Origin of the sequence: Paenarthrobacter sp. NPDC057355 (genome assembly GCF_042667405.1) — a bacterium.
In the GTDB taxonomy this organism is placed as follows: Bacteria; Actinomycetota; Actinomycetes; order Actinomycetales; family Micrococcaceae; genus Arthrobacter.
Genome location: NZ_JBHVAL010000016.1, coordinates 38623 through 58411, shown reverse-complemented (window position 1 = coordinate 58411; position 19789 = coordinate 38623). Strand labels below are relative to the sequence as shown.

Annotated in this window: 19 protein-coding genes; 7 read left to right on the top strand and 12 right to left on the bottom strand. The window is 63.5% G+C overall.

Features of this window, described 5'->3' with window-relative positions:
• Positions 1 to 22: 22 nt before the first annotated feature.
• The gene (locus ACFUOZ_RS16325; RefSeq protein ID WP_377549991.1) at positions 23 to 1015 is read left to right on the top strand and encodes a PaaX family transcriptional regulator C-terminal domain-containing protein; all 993 of its coding nucleotides are present in this window, start codon (positions 23 to 25) and stop codon (positions 1013 to 1015) included.
• Between the two features lie 9 nt (positions 1016 to 1024).
• On the opposite strand, the gene ACFUOZ_RS16320 is transcribed toward ACFUOZ_RS16325, so the two are convergent.
• The 3 genes from ACFUOZ_RS16320 to ACFUOZ_RS16310 form a co-directional block, all read right to left on the bottom strand.
• Positions 1025 to 1798, bottom strand: a complete 774-nt coding sequence (locus tag ACFUOZ_RS16320; protein WP_377549989.1) for a VOC family protein — start codon at positions 1796 to 1798, stop codon at positions 1025 to 1027.
• 116 nt (positions 1799 to 1914) lie between these two features.
• Positions 1915 to 3492, bottom strand: coding sequence for a phytoene desaturase family protein (locus ACFUOZ_RS16315; RefSeq protein ID WP_377549987.1), 1578 nt, complete (start codon positions 3490 to 3492; stop codon positions 1915 to 1917).
• A gap of 120 nt (positions 3493 to 3612) precedes the next feature.
• Entirely contained in the window at positions 3613 to 4257 is a 645-nt protein-coding gene (locus ACFUOZ_RS16310) for an NADPH-dependent F420 reductase (protein ID WP_377550089.1), read from the bottom strand.
• A gap of 114 nt (positions 4258 to 4371) precedes the next feature.
• Between ACFUOZ_RS16310 and ACFUOZ_RS16305 the strand changes: the two genes are divergently transcribed.
• Entirely contained in the window at positions 4372 to 4653 is a 282-nt protein-coding gene (locus ACFUOZ_RS16305) for a hypothetical protein (protein ID WP_377549985.1), read from the top strand.
• Positions 4643 to 5326: an HAD family hydrolase gene (locus ACFUOZ_RS16300; protein ID WP_377549983.1), complete on the top strand. Its 684-nt coding sequence runs from the start codon at positions 4643 to 4645 to the stop codon at positions 5324 to 5326. Before ACFUOZ_RS16305 ends, ACFUOZ_RS16300 begins: the two co-directional genes overlap by 11 nt.
• Here ACFUOZ_RS16300 and ACFUOZ_RS16295 read toward each other — a convergent pair.
• From ACFUOZ_RS16295 to ACFUOZ_RS16270, 6 genes are all read right to left on the bottom strand, one after another.
• Complete coding sequence (locus tag ACFUOZ_RS16295; RefSeq protein ID WP_377549981.1) at positions 5323 to 5730, bottom strand: hypothetical protein; 408 nt, start codon at positions 5728 to 5730, stop codon at positions 5323 to 5325. The genes ACFUOZ_RS16300 and ACFUOZ_RS16295 overlap by 4 nt on opposite strands.
• 122 nt (positions 5731 to 5852) lie before the next feature.
• A complete protein-coding gene (locus ACFUOZ_RS16290; RefSeq protein WP_377549979.1) occupies positions 5853 to 6464 on the bottom strand; it encodes an NADPH-dependent FMN reductase in 612 nt (203 codons plus the stop codon).
• A gap of 137 nt (positions 6465 to 6601) precedes the next feature.
• Positions 6602 to 7615 carry a hydroxyacid dehydrogenase gene (locus ACFUOZ_RS16285; RefSeq protein ID WP_377549977.1) on the bottom strand — a complete coding sequence of 338 codons (1014 nt, stop codon included), beginning with the start codon at positions 7613 to 7615 and terminating at the stop codon, positions 6602 to 6604.
• The gene (locus tag ACFUOZ_RS16280; protein ID WP_377549975.1) at positions 7612 to 8526 is read right to left on the bottom strand and encodes a carbohydrate ABC transporter permease; all 915 of its coding nucleotides are present in this window, start codon (positions 8524 to 8526) and stop codon (positions 7612 to 7614) included. Before ACFUOZ_RS16280 ends, ACFUOZ_RS16285 begins: the two co-directional genes overlap by 4 nt.
• Complete coding sequence (locus ACFUOZ_RS16275) at positions 8523 to 9449, bottom strand: carbohydrate ABC transporter permease (protein ID WP_377549973.1); 927 nt, start codon at positions 9447 to 9449, stop codon at positions 8523 to 8525. Before ACFUOZ_RS16275 ends, ACFUOZ_RS16280 begins: the two co-directional genes overlap by 4 nt.
• 53 nt (positions 9450 to 9502) lie before the next feature.
• Entirely contained in the window at positions 9503 to 10816 is a 1314-nt protein-coding gene (locus tag ACFUOZ_RS16270) for an ABC transporter substrate-binding protein (RefSeq protein ID WP_377549971.1), read from the bottom strand.
• Positions 10817 to 11091: 275 nt separating this feature from the next.
• On the opposite strand from ACFUOZ_RS16270, the gene ACFUOZ_RS16265 reads away from it, so the two are divergent.
• The 4 genes from ACFUOZ_RS16265 (at position 11092) to ACFUOZ_RS16250 (ending at position 15914) form a co-directional block, all read left to right on the top strand.
• Entirely contained in the window at positions 11092 to 13113 is a 2022-nt protein-coding gene (locus ACFUOZ_RS16265) for a PQQ-binding-like beta-propeller repeat protein (RefSeq protein ID WP_377549969.1), read from the top strand.
• A 138-nt stretch (positions 13114 to 13251) separates the two neighbouring features.
• Positions 13252 to 14328, top strand: a complete 1077-nt coding sequence (locus tag ACFUOZ_RS16260; RefSeq protein WP_377549967.1) for a substrate-binding domain-containing protein — start codon at positions 13252 to 13254, stop codon at positions 14326 to 14328.
• A gap of 82 nt (positions 14329 to 14410) precedes the next feature.
• Complete coding sequence (locus ACFUOZ_RS16255; protein WP_377549965.1) at positions 14411 to 15100, top strand: DNA-binding protein; 690 nt, start codon at positions 14411 to 14413, stop codon at positions 15098 to 15100.
• Positions 15093 to 15914: a hypothetical protein gene (locus tag ACFUOZ_RS16250; RefSeq protein ID WP_377549963.1), complete on the top strand. Its 822-nt coding sequence runs from the start codon at positions 15093 to 15095 to the stop codon at positions 15912 to 15914. The genes ACFUOZ_RS16255 and ACFUOZ_RS16250 overlap by 8 nt, the downstream gene beginning before the upstream one ends.
• A 23-nt stretch (positions 15915 to 15937) precedes the next feature.
• Here ACFUOZ_RS16250 and ACFUOZ_RS16245 read toward each other — a convergent pair whose 3' ends face one another.
• From ACFUOZ_RS16245 to ACFUOZ_RS16235, 3 genes are read right to left on the bottom strand one after another with little or no spacing between them, the layout of a single operon-like run.
• Positions 15938 to 16759, bottom strand: a complete 822-nt coding sequence (locus tag ACFUOZ_RS16245) for a CPBP family intramembrane glutamic endopeptidase (RefSeq protein WP_377549961.1) — start codon at positions 16757 to 16759, stop codon at positions 15938 to 15940.
• A gap of 51 nt (positions 16760 to 16810) precedes the next feature.
• Entirely contained in the window at positions 16811 to 17590 is a 780-nt protein-coding gene (locus tag ACFUOZ_RS16240) for a glucosamine-6-phosphate deaminase (protein ID WP_377549959.1), read from the bottom strand.
• Between the two features lie 23 nt (positions 17591 to 17613).
• Positions 17614 to 19629, bottom strand: coding sequence for a hypothetical protein (locus ACFUOZ_RS16235; RefSeq protein WP_377549957.1), 2016 nt, complete (start codon positions 19627 to 19629; stop codon positions 17614 to 17616).
• Positions 19630 to 19789 lie beyond the last annotated feature (160 nt).

Genomic DNA, 19789 nt, shown 5'->3' with positions numbered 1-19789 from the left:
CTCCATAGTAAGCATCCTTAGTATGACGGTGCCAGCTCGCTGCAGTTCCTTGAGGGAGCAGCGCAGCGCCCACACCTATGATGAAGGGGACTGGCGCCTGAACAGTGGCGCGGAAATGAGGATGTTTTCGATGTTCGCCGTCCCGGCACCCCCGGTGCGCCACCAGCAACTCCTCGTCACGATCTTTGGCCTCTACGGGCGGAATGCGGGCGATGCGTTGCCGGTCTCGGCACTGATCTCCATGCTGGGTTCCTTGGGCTATGACGCCCCGGGCGTGCGGTCTTCCGTTTCCAGGCTCAAGGCCAAAGGCGTGCTCAAAAGCGTGCGTGAGGGCGGCATCGCCAAGTACAAGATCTCAGAATCCATCAGCGATGTGTTCCGTGAAGGCGACCGGCGGATCTTCGCCCCCGAACAGCCCGCCCCCGTGGACACCTGGGTGCTGGCAGTGTTCTCGGTGCCGGAATCGCTGCGCAACCGCAGGCACCAGCTGCGGTCCGCATTGTCCGGCCTGGGGTTCGGCTCCGTGGCCAACGGTGTGTGGATCGCGCCCGCCCACAAACTGGATCAGGCGCGCGAACGCCTTACAGCGGACGGACTGATCGAATACGTGGACCTGTTCAGGAGCGACTACGTCTTCGACGGCCCTATGCGCCCGAAGATCTCCGAATGGTGGGACCTCAAGGAACTCGATGAGCAGTTCACCGAGTTCCTTGAGGTGTACTCAGGGGCAGAGCAGCAGTGGATCGAACGGGTGGGTGATGATCCCGACGTCGCCTTGGCTGAGTCCACGGAGGACTTGCGGCGTGACGCTTTCCGGTACTACATCCCCATGCTCACCATGTGGCGCAAGTTTCCGTACCGGGACCCGAACCTTCCCACGGATTACCTGCCCCCGGAATGGCATGGCCCTGCGGTCCGCCGGACTTTCCAGTCCGTTCACCGCTTGGCTGCACCCCTGGCCGCAGCGCATGCGCACGAGGTCATCGCCGAGGCACTGGATCCGGCCGTCGCCTAGCCCAGCCGCCTAGCCGCTGGTGCGGGGCGCGTCGATGATCCCGAAGGTTTCACCTTGGGGAGCCCGCACGATGGCTGTGCGGCCCAAAGGGCTTTCGGCGACAGGCTGGACCAGGGTGGCGCCAAGTTCCACTGCCCTCAACGCAGTGCGGTGGACGTTGTCGCTGGCAAACCATGTCATCCAATGGCCCGTTGCTGCCTCGGTGTCGTGGAGGACGCCGCCCACTTCCCTGCCGTCCAGTGGCCTGCGGAGGGTGGCGTATACCTCCCCGTCCTGGTCGATGTCCTGGAAGCTGACATCGAAGACATCCGTGTAGAAGGACCGGGCTGCGACGTCGTCCCGGGTATGAAGCTCGTTCCAGCAGAGGGTGCCGTGCTCGTTGACGCGTTCAGCGCCGATGTGGTTCCCCGCTTGCCAGATGCCGAACACGGCTCCGATGCTGTCCATGGCCAGCGCCATCCGACCCGAATCCATGACGTCGAAGGGTGGCGCGATCACCTGGCCGCCGGACGCAACCACCTTCTTCGCCGTGACATCGACGTCGTCCGAGGCCAAGTAAGTGGTCCAAACGGTGGGAGCCGCCGGGTCCTGCTTCGGTCCGATTCCGGCTACCGCGCGTCCGTCCAGGGTCGCCAGGAGGTAGCCGCCTGAATCCTCGCCGCCGGAGAGGTACTCCCAGCCGAAAAGCCCGGAATAGAAGGCCTTCGCGGCTTCGGGATCTTCCACTCCGAGATCAACCCACATGGGCGTTGCTGCGGGCCAGGCGGAGATTTTGGTGGACATGCGACTCCTTGGATAGGACTGATGGGCACAGCTGCCTCCCCGGTTGCCCCATGCGCTGGGCTTCCGGGGAGGCAGCCACTCTTAAAGTGCGTCAGCTACCCAATTCGTGACACGGTTCAGGCTGCCAGGTCCTCCAGGACGGCCATCGCAGCATTGTGTCCACCGAGCCCGCTTACGCCTCCGCCACGACGAGCGCCTGCGCCACACAGGAAGACCCTGGGGTGCCCTGTGGCCACTCCCCACCGTTCGGCCGGCGAAGTGCGTGGTTCGTCGTCTTCCAGGAAGGGCCACTGCAGGCTCCCGTGGAAGATGTTCCCACCGGACATGTTCAGTGCGTGTTCCAGGTCCAGGGTCGTTTTGGCCTCAACGCAGGGATTTCCGTCGGCATCGGTCAGCAGCAGATCCTCAATGGGTTCGGCCAGGACGGAGTTCAGCGAGGCCAGGACTGCTGCGAGCAGTTCACCCCGCAACTGCTCATTGTTTTCCTCCGTGACCAGCCGGTGGGGAGTGTGCAGCCCGAAAATGGTCAGCGTCTGCGCGCCCGCCTGGACGAGCTCGTCGGAGAGGATGCTGGGATCGGTAAGGGAGTGGCAGTAGATCTCGCAGGGCAGCGGGTCCGGGATGGCACCCTTCAGCGCTGACTGGTAGGCATCTTCCAACTGTCCATAGTCCTCGTTGATATGGAAGGTGCCCCCGAAAGCCGCTTCCGGGGCCACCGACTCGTCGCGGAGCTTCGGCAGGCGGCGCAGGAGCAGGTTGACCTTGATCTGTGCGCCTTCCGGAGCGGCTACGGCATCAAGAGGTTCACCCAACAGGCCTTGCAAAACCCACGGGGACACATTGGACAGGACACGCTCGGCGTCGAAGGCGTGCGATACGCCGCCGCGCTGGAACTGGACCATACCGTCGTCGGATATTGCGGTGACCGTTGCCCCGGACAGCAGGGTGGCGCCGGCCTCGCGGGCCACCCGCTCAAGCTCCCTGGTGACCGAGCCCATGCCGCCCAAGGGGATATCCCAGTCGCCGGTTCCGTTGCCAATCACGTGGTAGAGGAAGCAGCGGTTGGCGTCGAGCGATGGGTCATCCAGGGACGTGAAGGTTCCGATCAGCGCATCGGTTGCCACCAGGCCCTTGACCAGCGGGTGGTTCAGTCGCTCGGAGATGGCCTGGCCCAGGGGGTTTTCGATGTAGGCGTCCCACAGCCCGTCATCGCCGACGAGTTCCCGGGCCTCAGAGCGGGTGGGGAGGGGATCGCAGACCGTGGGAAAGAGGGCTTGGGCCAGTTTTCCGGTCTCGGCGTACAGGCCTTCGAGGGCATCGAAGTCCGATGCCGCGTCATCGGCGACGCGGGCAAAGGAGGCGCGGCTTGCCACCGGGTCGCCGCCGTCGATCAGCAGCCCGGTTCCGGGGTCTGCCGGGTTTGGTGTGTAGGACGAGTAGCGCCTGCGGGCGAGGTCGATCTTGAGCCCCAGTTCGCCGATGATCCGCTGCGGAAACAGGCTGACCAGGTAGGAGTAGCGGGACAGGCGGGCATCCACGCCATTAAAGGCGGCGGCGGAAACAGCTGCCCCGCCGAAGTGGTCCTCCCGCTCCAGGACTGCGACGCTCTTGCCGGCGCGGGCGAGGTAGGCCGCGGCTGTCAGGCCGTTGTGGCCACCGCCGACAATGACGACATCAAACTGTGTTTTTTCCATGGCACGAGGGTAGCCATGCATTGCCATTGCTTACTGAAACTGTTTTTTGAAGTAAGAAATGCTTGGGCTAGCGGCACTGGCGCGGCGGGCAAGCGTAAGCCGCCTGCCCGCCGTCGTGCGTTACTGGACGGTCCGGGTCGCCTTGGGGAGGTTCCCCCGAAGTTCGTCGGCGTTCTGCCGGATGACGTAGGCCGGGCGGTCGCGCTCTACGCGCCAGCTGTCTTCCAGTGGGCCGATGTTGACGGTGTCGAAGCCGAATTCGTCGTAAAGCCTGGTGACGAGCTCGGACGCCTCCGGGAAGTCGCTCGCGGTGGCAAGTGCGCGCCGGTTGTCGGTCCCGGCCGGGGTGCCGTCCGTGGTGATGTCCTTGGCGAAGATGTGGTTGAAGCCCTTGGCCACCTTGGACGTGGGGAGGTGCTTCTGGAGCAGTCCGGACGTTGTGGCCTCGCCGTTGTCGAGCTCGGGAATGCGGCCGTCACGTTCCCAGTAATAGTTGTTGGTGTCGATGACGACTTTGCCTTCGAGCGGTTCCGCCGGGATATCACGGTAGTTCTTGAGGGGAACTGTTACGACGGCGAAATCGCCTGCCGCTGCTGCCTCGGCTGCCGTCGCGGCGCGGGCGCGCGGGCCTAGTTCCGCTACGAGCCCACTGAGCGTTTCCGGACCTCGTGAGTTGCTGATCACGACGTCATAGCCAAGTTCCACTGCCTTGCGTGCAACCTGGCTGCCAATGTGTCCTGCACCGATAATTCCGATTGTTGTCATAGTCACGCCAACAAGAAGTTGCAGACGCCTATTTCCCGCGTTACGGATTATTTCCAGGGGACTATACTAAGTAGTCTTACTAAGCTGTTTTTCATCGAACACGAGGAGGTAGTGATGGCCGGGCGCTTGGAACTGGTGGAAACGCCTGATGGGGGATACCGGGTTTTGATGGTGGACGGCACGGATACCTTGATGGGTCTGTCCAAGCGGTTCTCTTCGGTGGATGAGGCCGTGGGAGGGGTGGCTGCCATCCGTGAAGTAGCAGGCACTGGCCTCCTTCAAACCGGCTCCGCAGAACGGTACGCCGTGCTGATGCTGGAAGAACCCGCGATCGATTCCGCGCTGGCGGACCAGGGTGCACGCAAGCAATCGAAGGTGGTCAGCTGTGAGCAGTGAATCGACCGCAAAGACGCGCGGCGTTCTGTTCGACGTGGACGGCACGCTCATTGATTCGAGCTATTTCCACGCCATGGCGTGGTGGCAGGCTTTCCGGCGCGAGGGGTACGACGTCGAAATGTCGGCAATCCACCGCTGCGTGGGAATGGGCGGCGACCGGCTCATCCAGAGCCTGGTTCCCGAATCCACCGAGGAGCTGCAGGAGGCCTTGAAGTCCTCGCACAGCGCAGTCTTCTCCACATTTTGGCCCGCCCTGCGGACTTTCGACGCCGCCCGGGACCTGTTGGCGGCATGCTCCGAAGCCGGACTGGCCGTCGGCCTGGCGTCCTCGGCGCAGGACCGGGACCTGGAGGTCAGCCGAAAGCTGCTCGACGCCGGTTCCTCCATTGATGCGTGGACCAGCTCCAACGATGCCAAGGAAAGCAAGCCCGCGCCGGACATCCTTGAGGCGTGCCTTGAGAAGCTCAAGCTCACGCCGAAGGACGTGGTCTTTGTGGGCGACGCTGTCTGGGATGTGAAAGCCGGCTCTGCGATTGGAATCCCCGTGATTGCCCTCACCTGCGGGGGAATCAGCGAAGCCGAATTGCGTGACGCAGGTGCCGCGGAAGTCTATGACAACCCGCGGCACCTGCTGGAAAACCTGGAGGCCAGCCTTATCGGGAAGCTGGCCTAGCGTTCGTCGTTGATTCCCTTGTCGCGGCCGCGGCGGTTCCGCAGGGTCCAGATGATCAGCGCGAGGATGATCGCGGCTGCGACGCCCGCCAGGACCCAGGGGACGGCGCTGGTCCGGTTCTGCTCCTGCGGATCGGATTCTCCTGTTCCCGGGTTGGCGGGTCCGCTGCCGGCCGGGTTGGGGGTGCTTGGGGCTCCCGAGGAGGGGGCGGGGTTGGTGGGCTTCTGCGTTGAGGGGCCGGATGGGTTGCTGGGTTCCGGCGTCGGCGTCGCCGTGGTGGCGCCGACGCGGCCCTGCGTCTGGACGGCCGTTGGGGTCGTGGCGTTGGCTGCGACGGCGGTGGAGGCCATGAATCCGGTGAAAAGGGTCAGTGCCAGGGTGGTCGTGGCTAATTTACGAAGCATCGGTATCTCCTGAGTAGGGGGCGTGTTCGCGAATCCTCATACTCGTAAGCATACTGACTAAATTGGTGCAATGGATGTTCCGGGGGTGCCGCCTTCGCCAAAAAGCGGCACCCGTGCCCGGCCTAGCGGCTCAGCTTGTCCGCATCCGGCTCCTGGTCGCCAATGTGGCCCGGAGCGTTGGCCGCCAAGACACGCTGCACGAACGCACTGTATTCCGCCATGTAGTGGCGCAACAGCGCAGCGGTACCTTCATCCCGGACCGAACCGTCGGCGTCGTAAGCATCTGCGACAAAGCGGATGTACGCCTCAGGCGCGTTCAGCTGCGGCGCGTCAAGGAAGCTCAGGACGCTGCGCATGGAGGATTGCATCACCGCCGTGCCGATGCCGCCCGGCGAAGCGCCGATGATGCCGGTGGGCTTGCGGGCGAAGGAGTTGGTGCCCCAGGGGCGGGAACCCCAGTCGATCGCGTTCTTGAGGGCCCCGGGGATGGAGCGGTTGTATTCCGGGGAGACAAACAGAATGCCGTCCGAGGCTGCGATCGCGTCCTTCAATGCCTTGCCCGCGGGCGGGAATTCGGCGTCGTAATCGGAGCTGTAGAGGGGGAGGTCCTTGATTTCGATCTCATGGAACTCGAGTTCGGGTGGTGCCACGCTGATCAGCGCTTTGGAGAGTGTCCGGTTGATCGAATTGCTGGCAAGGCTTCCAACGAAGTAACCGATTTTGAAAGTGTCCATAGCGGCGTTCCTTTCCGACGGCACGGCCGGAACCGGCTCGTCGACGGTGTGGTGGCGGGTTGACCCGCTTCAATCGACCCTAGTGGACTTGCGGATATAGCGCAGCCCCTGGCCTGTGCCCGACGCCGTCTCCGGAGTCACGCCGTGAAGGCCAGATCCTTGGCGTGCAGGGCATGCAGCAGTGGCTTGCCGCGGGCAATTCTCAGGGCCTCTTCAATGGTGCTCGCCGCCATTCTTTCAAGTTCGGTTCCCAACGAACCGGCGATATGCGGTGTCAGCAGCACATTGGGGTGGGAGTAGAAGGCGGAGTCCCGCGGCAGGATCCACGGTGTTGTCACGTCCAGGACGGCGTAGAGGGTGCCCTCCTGGATGCGCGCCAGGAGCGCGTCCTGATCCACCAGCTCGCCCCGCGAAGTGTTGATGAACGTCGCGCCGTCCCGCAGTTGATCGATCAGCCCGGCGTGCAGGAGGTTTTCGGTGGACGCCAACGACGGCGCGTGGAGGCTCACGACGTCGGAGGTCGCCACGAGCTCGTCCAAGCCAACGCGTTCGACGCCGATGGCAGCTGCCGCGGCATCGTCCAGATAGGGGTCGCAGACAACGACGTCGAGGTCGTAGGGTGCCAGGAGGCGGATGACATGGCGGCCGATCTTCGAGGCGCCGATGATGCCCACCCGCTTGCCGTAGTTGCCCATGTCGGGGAACGCGCGGTCCGGTTCCACTGCTTCCTTTTCCAAGTGCAGCTTCCGGGCCAACTGCAGGACCCGCTTGTTGGCGAGCAGGATCATGGCCACCGTGTACTCGGCAACGGGGATGGCGTTGACTTCAGCGGCCGTGCTGACCCGGATGCCGCGTTCCCAGCAGGCGTCCGTTACATGGTGCTTGATGGTCCCGCCGGCATGGAGGATGTACCGGAGCCGGGGTGCGGCATCCAGGACCGGTTGGTCGATGACAGGGCAGTTCCAGCCTGTGATGAGGATGTCCGTGGCCGCCAGGATGTCCCGGGAGCTTTGGCTGGTGAATTCTTCCATGGGCTCTTGGTTCAGGAGGAGGAGGTCCGGGGCCAGCTTGGCAAGGGTGCTGGGTGGAAAGATCCGCGGTGCAACGCCCGGCCCCATGGCCAGGGCGACGTTCAACGGGGTGTGGTTCACTTGACGCTCCCTGCAGTAAGGCCGGATTTCCAGAAGCGCTGCAGCAGGATGAAAGCCACCAACAGCGGAATGATGGACAACAGCGAGCCGGTGATCACCATCGGCGTGAACTCCGGCTGTGGGACCGAATAGCCCTGCCAAATGGAAATTCCCACGCTGACGGGAAGCAGTTTCTGGTCCTGCAGCATCACCAGAGGCAGCATGAAGTTGTTCCACACGCCCACGAACTGGAAAAGGGCGATGGTGATGTAACCGGGCATCATCATGGGCAGTCCCAGGGAGAAGAAGCTGCGGATGGGGCCGGCACCATCCATGCGTGCGGCTTCCAGGGTTTCGCCCGGGACGTAGGATGCGGAATACACCCGGGCCAGATAGACCCCGAACGGGTTGCAGAGCACCGGGATGAGGATGGCCCAAACGGTGTTGGTGATGCCGAAAACCGAAGCCAGAAGATACATCGGCAGGACTGTGGCGGTGTTGGGAATGAGCACGCCCACCAGGACGAAGCCGAACAGGGAGTTCTTGCCACGGAATTGGAACTTGTCGAAGGCATAGCCGGCCATCACGGAGATCAGGCCGCCGAACACCGCCCCAACACCTGCGTACAGAACCGAGTTGGCCAGCCAGCGGAAGAACAGCCCATCATCCTGCCGGGCCACCGCCGCGATGTTGTCGAACAGGGAGAAGTTCCCCAAGGCATAAGCGCTGGTGCCGTAGAGGTCCGCAGCGTTCTTGGTGGATGCAAAAACCAGCCAGAGGACGGGCACCACCATGTAGGCGGAGCCGATGACCAGCAGCCCGTTGACGGTGAATTTGCTGGCAAAGCCCGCATTGTGTGGCTTGCGCTTGCTGTTACGTGGCGTGGGCTGCTGTGCCGTACCCCGGGGGCGGGAAAGTGTGGAGGTGCTCATGACTTGTTCATCCTCGAGCTGAAGCGGGTGACTATGAGGGAAAGGACCGCAGCGAGACCGGCGATGATGATGGAAGCAGCTGCCGCCTGGTTAAGGTTGTGCCTGATGAACGCCGCGTCGTAGGCCCAGAGATTGGGGACCCAGGTGCTGGTCACCGATGCCGTTGCCTTGGAGATGATGGATGGCTCCGTGAAGAGTTGCAGGGTGCCGATGATGGTGAAGAGCATGATGACGCTGAGGGCTGGCAGGATCAGAGGGAACTTGATGCTGACGGCCGCACGGATCTCGCCGGCGCCGTCAACGCGGGCTGCTTCAAGGATTTCCCGCGGAACAGCCTGAAGCGCGGTGAAGAGGATGATCACGTTGTAACCAGTCCACTCCCACACGCCGATGTTGACGATGGAAGGCAGTACCAGGTGCGCGTCCAGGAAGTTGAGTTGAATGCCGCCGCCTTGCAGCACCTGGACCAGGGGGCTGATACCCGGAGTGTAAAGGTAGGCCCAGATCAGGGCAGCGATCACGCCTGGAACAGCGTGGGGGAGGAAGACCAGGAGCTGGAACAGTTTCCTGGCTTTGGCCACTGTGGCATCCAGCAGCAAGGAGAACACCACGGCGCCGCCCACCATGGCCGGGATATAGATCAGGCAGTACAGGGCAAGCCTGCCGATGCCCTCCATGAAGGTCTCCGACTGGAACACCTGAAGGTAGTTCTCCAGGCCGACAAAGACAGTCTTGGGCTCGCTGAACCCGAGCCCGGACTTTTGCTGTGCGTGGAAGCTCAGCACCAGCGAGTAGATCACCGGGGCGATCATGGCGAGGGCAAAGACGGCAAAGAACGGGACCAGGAACAACGCTGCTGTTGCTCCGCCGGTTCCTGCCAGGGCGCGGCCTTGGCGGCGCTTGGTGGGGGCCTGGATGGCCATGGGATTCTCCTAGCTGGCCGGGAGCCTCTTGTGGGAAGCTCCCGGCGAGGTGGCTACTCGGTAACGGAAAGGCCCGATTGCTTGAGGCCGTCAACTGTTGCTGTCTGGGCGGTGTCCACCGCTTCACGGATAGTGCCACCGGTGGTCAATTTGCCGTAGGCGTCCTTGAGGGCAGTGTTGGTGGAATCCCAGTTGGGTCCCCACTGCCACCCCGGCGTGATGGTGCCGTAGGCCTTATCGAAGACGGCGTAGATGTCGTTGCCGAAGTAGCTGGCGTCGTAGGCCTTCTGTGCCACGGGGGTGAGACCCGGGAAGGCCAGGAATGCCGAGCCTGTGTTGCCGCGGGCCTTGATTGCTTCCGGATTGGTGGTGAGGAACTCGACGAACTTCGCGGCCGCTGCCGGGTTCTTGCTGCTCTTGGTCACGTTGAAGCTGGAGCCGCCATAGAAGGCGCCGGCTTCCGAGCCCCAGTTGGGAAGCTCGGCTGCGATCCACTGGCCTTCCTGGCCACTGGCTTCCGTGCGCTTCTGGATGCCGGTTGCGCTCCAGTTCGCTCCCACGACGCCCACCACGTTGCCGTTGGCCAGGTCCAGGCTCCACTCATCGCTGTAGGCCTGGCTGACCTTGACGATCTTTTGGTCGATCAGCTTCTGCCAGTACGTGGCCACCTTCTTGGTTGCCTGGTCATTGATGCCGACCTTCCAGCTTTCGCCCTCAGTGCCGAACCATTTGGCGCCCGCCTGCCACGCCAGGCCGGTGCTCGCAGCTACTTCGTTCGGATTGAAGCTTGCGAGGTAGGCGCCGGGCTGCGCGGCCTTAAGCTTTTTGCCCGCCTCTTCGAATTCGTCCCAGGTTTTGGGGACCTCGACGCCGGCCTTCGCCAGCATGTCTTTGCGGTACCACATGATCATCGGGGCTGCGTCGTAGGGCAGACCGAAGGTCTTGTCGCCGAACTGGACAAGGGCTTTGGTCTCGTCGGTCAGTTTGTCCACTGTGGAGGCCTTGTCGATCAAGCCATCCATGGGAACTACCTGTCCGTTGCTGACGAACTGTGGCAGCTGGGGGTACTCGATAGTGGAGACGTCCGGACCGTTGCCGGCCGTGATCGCGGTGGAGAGCTTGGCATAGCCGCCATTCGCTCCATTGGGGATGGTCTCGAACGTGACCTGGATCTTGTCCTGGCTGGCGTTGAAGGCCGCGGCCACCTTGTCCATGCCGGCAAGCGATGACCAGAAGGTGATGGAACCGCTGGGGTCCTCGGTGGGTGTTGGCGCTGCTGCAGGGGTTGGGCCTGTGCCGCAGGCTGCGAGCAGGAGCGTGCTGGCGGCGAGGCCTGCCACTCCTGCCAAGAGTTGGCGACGCTTCATGGTGTTCTCCTTTGAAGACTTGCGATGCGAAGGGAGGGTCTGTGGTTGGGGCCACATGTCAGTGAATCCATGAAAGCTTCTGGTTCGAACATCTTCAATGTTTCAAACATTTTCAAACATTCAGCTTGGATTGCTATCCGCGTTTTCTTGAGCAGAAGGTAGGCTCTGTCGCGGCCAATTTTGTTTGAACGAACAAAATTGCTGGACGCGACTCTTTATGGCTGCTAGACCTTTCGGACACGTTCCCAACCCACATCTACGAAACAGGGGTTCCCATGGACACATCGAACATCAGCAGAAGGCTGGTCCTGCAGGCGGGCGGAGCAGCGTCGCTCGCTGCCGCGCTTGGATTGGTGGCCGGCCACCCGGCGTCGGCCTCGGCTCAAGACAAGCCCGGCGGAAAGGCGACGGAGATACTGGACCTGGGCCCCGCCGTCGTGCAGTTCTCGCTCATGAGCGGCCTCCTGGTGGGCGACACGCTGTACATCGGTTCGCGGAACCTGGACCCCGTGCGGATCATCGCGTTCCACGTCCCCAGCGGCAAGGTGACCGGACAAACCGAACTCAGCAACGGACACTCAATCCAGACCCTTGCCGCCGATGCCTCGGGCAAGTACCTGTACGCCGGTGTTCTGCAGAAGGATGCGGGGACCAAGCCCAACCTGTTCCGTTGGGACCTTTCGAACCCCTCCAGCAAAGCGACGGAGCTGGGCCGGATTGGAGACCGGGACGTGCGGGACATCAGTGTCGCACCCAACGGCCGGGTCTATGTGGTCGGGGGCGGGAGTCCCACGGCTCCCGCGCTCTGGGAGTACGATCCCGCAACGGCTCAAATCGCCAGCCTGGGAATTCCCGATCCCGGGGCCACGTTGGCGCGGGCCGTCGCGGCCACCGACATCACCGTTTTCTTCGGTGCGGGCAGCACCCTCAACGGTGGCGGAGGGGCCAGCCGGGCGTGCCTGTTCGCCTACGACCGTGGGACCAAGGCCTTCAAAAACGTCACCCCCAAGGAAATGCTGGTTGACCCAAGCATCCGGGACCTGGGCATTGTGGGGGACAAGCTGATCGTTTCCTCTGCTGGCTCGGTGGAGAACTCCAAGGTCGCGGCACTTAGTGTCACCGATCCGGCGTCGTATGCCGTGGTGGTTTCCCAAGGGAAGACCGCCAAGAACTTCGCAGCCCAGGGTGCGAACGTCTACTTCGCCAACGAGACCGGCCTTCTGGCCTACGATCCCGTGGGCAACGCGATCTCTGCCATGCCGTACCGGGGCCCGTCCCTGGGCGAGATCTGGGGTGTCGACGCGCGCGATGGCAAGCTGCTGGTGACTTCCGGTTACGGCTTCGTGGCGGAAATCGATCCGATCACTGGTGCCACGAAAACCACGGACCTTGGCGAGGCCGGAGCCCCGTCCGATCCCCAGACCGTCATGGGCATCGCAGCCGGAGCGGGCTACGTCTACGTAGGCGGCAACGGCGTCATTTCCCGCCGATCGCTCAAGACCGGAGTGGTGACCAACCTGACGGCACCTGGTGAAGCGAAGGATGCCGTGGTGGTGGATGGCGTTTTGTTCACAGGCCAGTACAGCGGGCAGGGTATCTGGAGCTACGATCCCCGTACTGGCAAGGCGATTTCCCAGGTGGCTGAGTTCCCCAAGGAGCAAAACCGGCCGCTGGATGTGTGCTGGGACGAGGTCAACAAGCTGGTTCTGGTGGCGGCGCAGGCGGACACGGAGGGTGGCGGATCGCTCTGGACCTATGACCCGGCTACCGGAAAGAAGGGCTTCTTCGTCAACCCGATCGACAAGGTGCAGTTGCTGCGTGCCGTGGTTTCCCGGGAGGGGATCGCCTATCTGGGCGGTGGCAATCCCGGGCTCGACGGCGCCGGAACCGTAGTGGCGTTCGACCCCGTGGCAGGCAAGGAGCTGTGGCGCTTGGATGCTGGATCGGGAGCCGGCATCTCCGCGCTGGCTGTGCAGGGGAAGTACCTCTACGGCGTGACGCGCAAGGGCGGGCTCTTTGTGATCGACCTGCCCAAGCGGACGGTGGTGCACCGCTCGGATATCTCCGCCGTCAGCTACGGCTTCGCCGCCCTGGTGACCAACCGTGGGATGGTCTACGGCGTCTCCAATACGCACGTCTTCCGTTTCGATCCCAAGACTTTCGCGGTGGCCACGGTCGTGGCGGATATCGACGGCGGCTGGTACAGCGGCTCGCACATCAACAATGACGAGGACGGTTACCTGTACACGATGCGCGGACGAAACCTGGTTCGGATCGACGACCACCCCCGGAAGTAGTCCGTTGTGAGGCCCGCTCTACATCCCACCGCCTCGGGATAGCGCGTAAAGCGGGCCTCACATCGCGTACATTCGGTCACCTATGCTTGTTTGAACTTCTGTTGTTCGAACTTCACTTCGCTCGGAAAGAGAGTCGGCATGCTCAGCGGGGAACGCCATGGGAAGATCCTGCGCGAGCTGGAACTGCGCGGGACGTTGAGTGTGAACGAGTTTGCCGCCAAAACCGGGCTTTCCACCATGACCATCCGCCGGGACCTGACGCAGTTGGCCGGACAAGGCTTGTTGCGTCGGGTCCACGGAGGAGCGGTGAGGAATGCTTCAGAGCGTTCCGGGGAGGCCGAGTACAGGAGGTCCCGGCAGCCCCTTGCCACGCTCGGGCTGATCGTGCCGACCACGGGCTACTACTTTCCCGAGATCATCCGGGGAGCAGAAGCCGCGGCCCGGACGTTGAATGCCCGGCTCATTCTGGGGGTCAGCAACTATTCCGTGGAGGACGAGTACCGGCAACTGCAGCGGGTGGTCGCCAACTCGGTGGACGGCATCCTCCTGGCCTCGGCCGGTCCCGTAGAGCCGGGATCGCCGACGTTCGAGCTGCTTGCAGGGCTCAAGATCCCCGTGGTCCTGGTAGAGCGGTCCAGCCGGGCATTTGAGTCGGTGATGTCCGATCACAGCTATGGCGCAGAGCTGGCCATGGAGCACCTGGCGGTGCAGGGGCACCGCAAGATTGCACTGGCCGTCGCGACCAGCCCTACGGCGCCGTGGCTCAGGGACAGCCACGCGCGAATGGTCGCCAAGCTGGGACTCGAGAGTGACGCGCCCGTCATGGAATATGACCGGCTCGGCCCGGTTGGCGGAAACAACCAGGCCGAGTTCTCGCGGTTCCTGACGGACTGCCGGCGGACGGGCACCACTGCTGCCCTGGTGCTCCCGGACGAAGAAGCCATCACGCTGATCCACCTTGCGGAGGAGTCTGGAATGGACGTGCCGCAGGACTTCGCCATCGTGGCCTACGACGACGAGGTGGCTGAGCTGGCGGCTGTGCCGTTGACCTCCATCGCGCCGCCCAAGCGGGACGTCGGCCATACCGCCGTCACCATGTGCATGGAGCGGCTGGCCGGCAAACAGGGGAGTGGGCTTACCCCGGCGCTGCGGCGGGTAAACCTGGCACCGAAGCTGATTGTGCGGGAGTCGTCGAGGGCGGCTGAAGAGGACTAGGGCACGCGTAGGCCACTCTATTGCCTTCTCAAAGAAGCTTTACTGCATTGACACAAATGCTGCCATGAGAAAGCATTAGAGTATGTCAAGTCTCGGAGGACTCTCAACGGCAAAGGCCGCGGAACGTCTTGGCATTACCCAGGTATCGGTGCGCCAACTTGTGGAATCGGGGCAGCTCGCTGTCGTAGGACGAGTGGGGCGGTCGATTCTCCTCGACCCCGCCTCCGTCGAGCGGCTGTCCGCAGTTGGCACCCGACGCGGCAGGGCGTGGACAGCCAAGACGGCATGGGCGGCGCTCGCAATGTTGTCCGGGCAGAACCCCGAGTGGATCTCGTCCTCGGAGAAGTCACGGCTCAAGAGCAGACTGAGGCAACTCGATGCCGCCGCGGTCTGTGCCCTGGCCCGGCACAAGGACCGCACCGTCCGGTACAGGGCGACAGTGGAAGCACGGGAGCGGCTCAACGACTACCTGATCGCCAGTGGAGCGGCCGCCATGCGAGACGAAGCTACTGCCAAAAAATTCGGAATGGTAGGCGGAAGCGGCCTTGCTGAAGGCTACGTTATGGCTGGCGACGCCAAGGCCCTGGCTGATTCACTAGGCCTCGTCGAGGACCCGTCCGGTAACGCCATCATCCATGAGGTCGAACTGGAACAGCCATTCGCCGAAGGTCGGACACCCGTTGCCGCCATCGCCGTGGACCTGATGGGATCACTGGCAACCCGGGACCGAAACGCCGGACGACGCATCATTGAGGAGCTGCTGCGTGGCTGAGTTTGACCTCGCCGAAGTGGCCAAGGCGGCGGATGGCCGGGAAATCTGGGAGGTCCCCGTACCGCCGGGAGGCTGGGGCGCCCCCTGGCCACAGTGCGTCGAGTTGGCCCAGGCGCTGCCCTCCACCCAGTGGACGCTTGTGGGTGGCCTCATGGTCCAGCTGCACTCCGCGGCCGCCGGCCTAACTGTCTCCCGGCCGACCGCCGATATAGACATCGTTCTGCACATCGAGACCGGAGCAGCAACGACGTCGTCCGTGACAGCAGTACTCACCAGGCTGGGCTACGCACTGCAGAAGTCGATCGACCACGACGCCCCGGCGCACCGCTTTGTCCGCGGCGAAGAGCAGATCGACGTCATGATCGCCGATCACCTGCCAGAGTCCAAGATTCCCACCATCGGCGGCCGCAAGGCTTTCCAGGTCCCGGCCGGTACGCAGGCCCTGAAACGGACAGTCAACTGCCGTCTGGTAGTCGATGACGACGAGCCCGTCCTCCTCAGCATCCCGAATCAGCTTGGTGCCTTGGTCTTGAAAGGCGCGGCCTACCGGGAGGACTCCCGCGACCGTGACCGGCACCTCGACGACGCCGTAGTCTTGTGCGCCACCATCAAGACGCCACTGTCCACTGCGAAAGCGATGGGCGGCAGCGACAGATCCCGCATCCTGACACTGCAAGCCGTTCTTGAAGATCCGGGCCACCGTTCATGGCAACTTCTGGACGAGGTCGACCGGACGCCCGCCATGGACGCGCTGCGCATTCTCGCCAGCAACCCCCAGCAGTTCCTGCCGGTGAACAGGCTCAAGAAGGGATAGACACATCCCCTGCCCAGGAGCCCTCAGTGCTGGCGCTGCAGCGCCGTCTCCACCTCCGGCGCTTCCACACGTCCACGGATGAAGAACAACGACACCAGGCCCACGACGATCACCACGATGTTCCCCAGCCCGGCAATCGCGGTCAGCGCTCCCTCTGACGGGTGCGCAGTCAAGAGGAAGATACTCGGATCCGTGCTGGCGTGCAGCAGGATCGGCACGATCAACCGCCCCGTCAGCCGGTACGCCAGGTACATGCAGATGCCGAACGCAAAGGTGTACAGCAGCTGGAAGAGCGTCACGAACACGGACTGCCCCGACAAGAGATTGCCGGCATGCAGTCCCGCGAAAACGGCGGCGGATATGACGGCGACCATTAGCTCCCGGTACCGTGCCCTGCGCAGCAATTTGATGACGAAGCCGCGGGTCAGAGTTTCCTCCGCGAAGCCGATGAGAAGGCCGGCCAGCAGCCAAGTGGCCACGACGTCCAGCCCCACGGAGCTGTAGTCGATGGTCGCGAAGCGGAGGAGGTTGAACACGAGCACCACAGCAACGGCGATCCACATCCACCCGCGGCCACCGATCGGCTGGCGGGCAAAGAGCTCACGAAGCCAGCCGACGGACCATCCGAAAAGAACCAGCAGGACGCAACCCACCAGGATCGGCAGCGCGTAGGCAACGAGAATGAACCCGGCACCGTCGGGATCGGAGATTCCCGCGAGCAGCGGTCCGAAGGCCAGGGAGCACAGGTTGTAGAGGACAAAGTAGACGGCGGCCAGCAGCACGGCCCGCCACCAGCCGCCCTTTTCCCAAAATGACTGCCATCGCGACGTGCTTGTATGACTCATGGTGGTGCCCCCTTTGAGCGGTTCCCTCTGCTGAAAACCGGTCCTCCAAACTTACCCGAGCCCAATCACTCCGGCGCGGGCCAGCCGGTGGTAGTCGGCGTGCTCCAGCAGGGCCGCTGCTTCCTCGTCCACGATCACCGTTGCGCGTGGGTGGAGCTGGACGATGGATCCGGGGACAGACGATGAAACAGGCCCTTCCACAGCGGCCGCGACCGCCGGTGCCTTCGCGCCCCCGAACGCCAGCAGAACCAGTTGCCCGGCACGCTGAATGGTGCCGAGACCCTGTGTGACGCAGTGGGTGGGCACGTCGTCGAGGGAGCCGAAGAACCTCGCGTTGTCCGCCCGTGTCTGTGAAGCCAACGCCTTGATCCGTGTGGTTGATGCCAGGGAGGACCCCGGCTCATTGAAGCCCACGTGCCCGTTGGTGCCGATGCCCAGGATCTGGATGTCGATACCACCGGCGGCGAGGATGGCGGACTCGTATTCGTCGCCGGAAGCCTCCACATCCGCACCGAAACCCCTCGGGGTATGGATCAAAGAAGGCGTCAACCCCAGCGGCACAACAACCTCCGAGGTAATGACGGATCGGTAGCTCTGCGGGTGCTCCGGTGGAACTCCCAAGTACTCGTCCAAGGCGAAGCCGCGCACCTGTGAAACGTCCAGCCCCAGCTCCCGGACAGCCGCACCCAGGGCAGCATAGGTGGACAGCGGCGTGGAACCCGTGGCCAGTCCGAGGACGGAATCCGGCTTGCGTTGAAGCTGCGAAACAAACAACGCCGCCGCGACGCTTCCCGCCCCTTCCTGGTCACGGACGATGATGACTTCTGCCATGGACTGTTCTCCCTTGTTACTGGTTATTGAGCTTGACGCAGCGTCTGCATCGCCTGCTGGTCATCGATCCGGACCAGGTTGGGCCCCTGCAGCGTGTAGAGGAGGCCGTCCTCGTCCGCGGTGATGTGCGGGCCGCTGTACCAGCCGCCGTTGATGCCGGCCACCACCACCGACACAGCGAAGGTCCTGGGGTCGATGCGGAAAACGGTGGTGTCCGAGACGCCGTACACAATGCCGCGGCTGGCTTGCAGGGCGTCGAAGTCGGTGCAAACGCTGCTGAGGTCGCCGCGGTGGACCACTTGCCGGGTCTCAAGGTCGACGACGAACAGGCCCGCCGCCCGCCGCGACATGCCGTAGAGGTACTTTCCCTGCACAGCCATGGCGGCGATGCCCGCGGTCTGGCCAGGATCGATCCGCCACAATTCCTGGTTGGCTACTGGATCCCAAGCCACCACGGTGCTGCGTGGGCCGTCGGCGTAGATGTTGTCGCCGCCAAGGTATGCCACTCCGTTCCGGGTGGCTACCGCGCGGACCATTTGGAGGTTGTCGATCGGGTTCACCTTGGTGATGACCTGCGTAGTGGCAGGGTTGTAGGCCGCGAAACAGCCACCGCCGCCGGTGTCGTTCTGGGCGCCGGCGATCACCAAACCGTTCACGCCGTCCCAACAAACATCCAACGGCCGGTTCTGGCCGGCCGGAAGCGCGGCAACCTGGTAGGGGAGCTGACCGGTGGTGGGATCGTAGGCAAGGATTCCGCGGGAGTTGTACTGCCCCGTGAACAGCACACCACCCACCACCACGGCATCCTTCGCTTCACCGGTGGCACGAAGATAGGAGACATTGGACGAAGCCAGTTGGTGCCGTGCAATCACGCCGGTCCCGCCGACGTACACATCCCCGGCACCTGCGGCCAGGCCCATGCACAGCTGCGGCCCACCGGGCGCTCCGGCCTCGGTGAGGTCGTGCTTCACCGCGGTCTTGGCCACGGGGTCGATCTCGATCACGTCGTAAGAGGAAACCGTCAGGGCCTTGCCGAGATAGACGTCCAGGCCCCACATGGCGCCCACGTCCTCGGTGAGGATCTGCGTGATCTTCCTGGTGGTCATGTTGTAGGCCCACACTCCGGGTTCCTTGACGAAGAACACCTGGTTCCCCAACTGCCGGAACATGACACCGGTCTTGGCGATGATCGTGTACTTCGTGTGGTCCGCCAGGCTGATCAGGACCGACTTTCCCGGGCCCTTCACGCCGACGCCAAGCTGGCCGTCCAGCACGCTGAGCGACGTCACGGAAACTCCGGCAGCGACCTCGGCCGGGAGGATGTTGGTGAACGCCTTCGTGGTCCGGTCGAAGGCGAACAGCCGGCCCGGACTGGATCCGTTGCCGCCCCCGAGCGTGCTGCCCGTGCCGAAGTACACGTACCCCGCCGTCGCCGCTACGGCCTGCGCGATGGTCGCACCGGGGTCCGGGATGCCCCAACTGGTGGTGGCATTTGTGGCGGGATCGTATTCCCACAGGGACGGCGCAGTCGTCGTGACACCGCCGCCTGCTGCGTACACCTTGCCGTCCGGGGCAACAGAGAGCGCCCGGATATCGCGGTCGCCCGTCTCGCCCACGCCAACCGCCGGAGAGGAGGGCGTGCTCAAGTCCCAGCGGTAGATGTTCGGTTTGCCGTCGATGCCATCCCGCAGCACACCGGCGTAGAGGAACCGTCCCGAAGAATCGGCGGCAAGGGCCTGGATGCTGTAACCCGAGCCCAGATCGGTCCTTGATGTCACCCGTCCAGTGGGCAGGTGGTAGCCGATGATCCGCACTGGATTCAGGTTGCGGGAACCGATGTACACGGTGTCGCCCACCAGGAGCGAACTCATCAAGGAGAACTGCACGACGGCGGGTCCGAGGTCAGTGATCTGCGGACCTGAGGCGTTCAAGGGCCGGGCGGCGTTGGCCGTTCCAGCGGACATGGAAGCGAAGGCTGCGGCAAGTCCGGCAACTCCGCCGGTCTGCAGCAACTGACGACGATTCAGGGAAAAGGACATGGAAGGTCTCCTCGTTGAGTATCCCGTTGGGGGTCCAGGGGGTGGTAGCTTCCGAGACGTTCCGGATACGTTCAGGGCACCTGCGAACAATGTTCCAGCCATCGGCGTGCGAATTCCAGAATTCGAACATTTTCAAACCTCCGTACGCCTATCGCGGCCC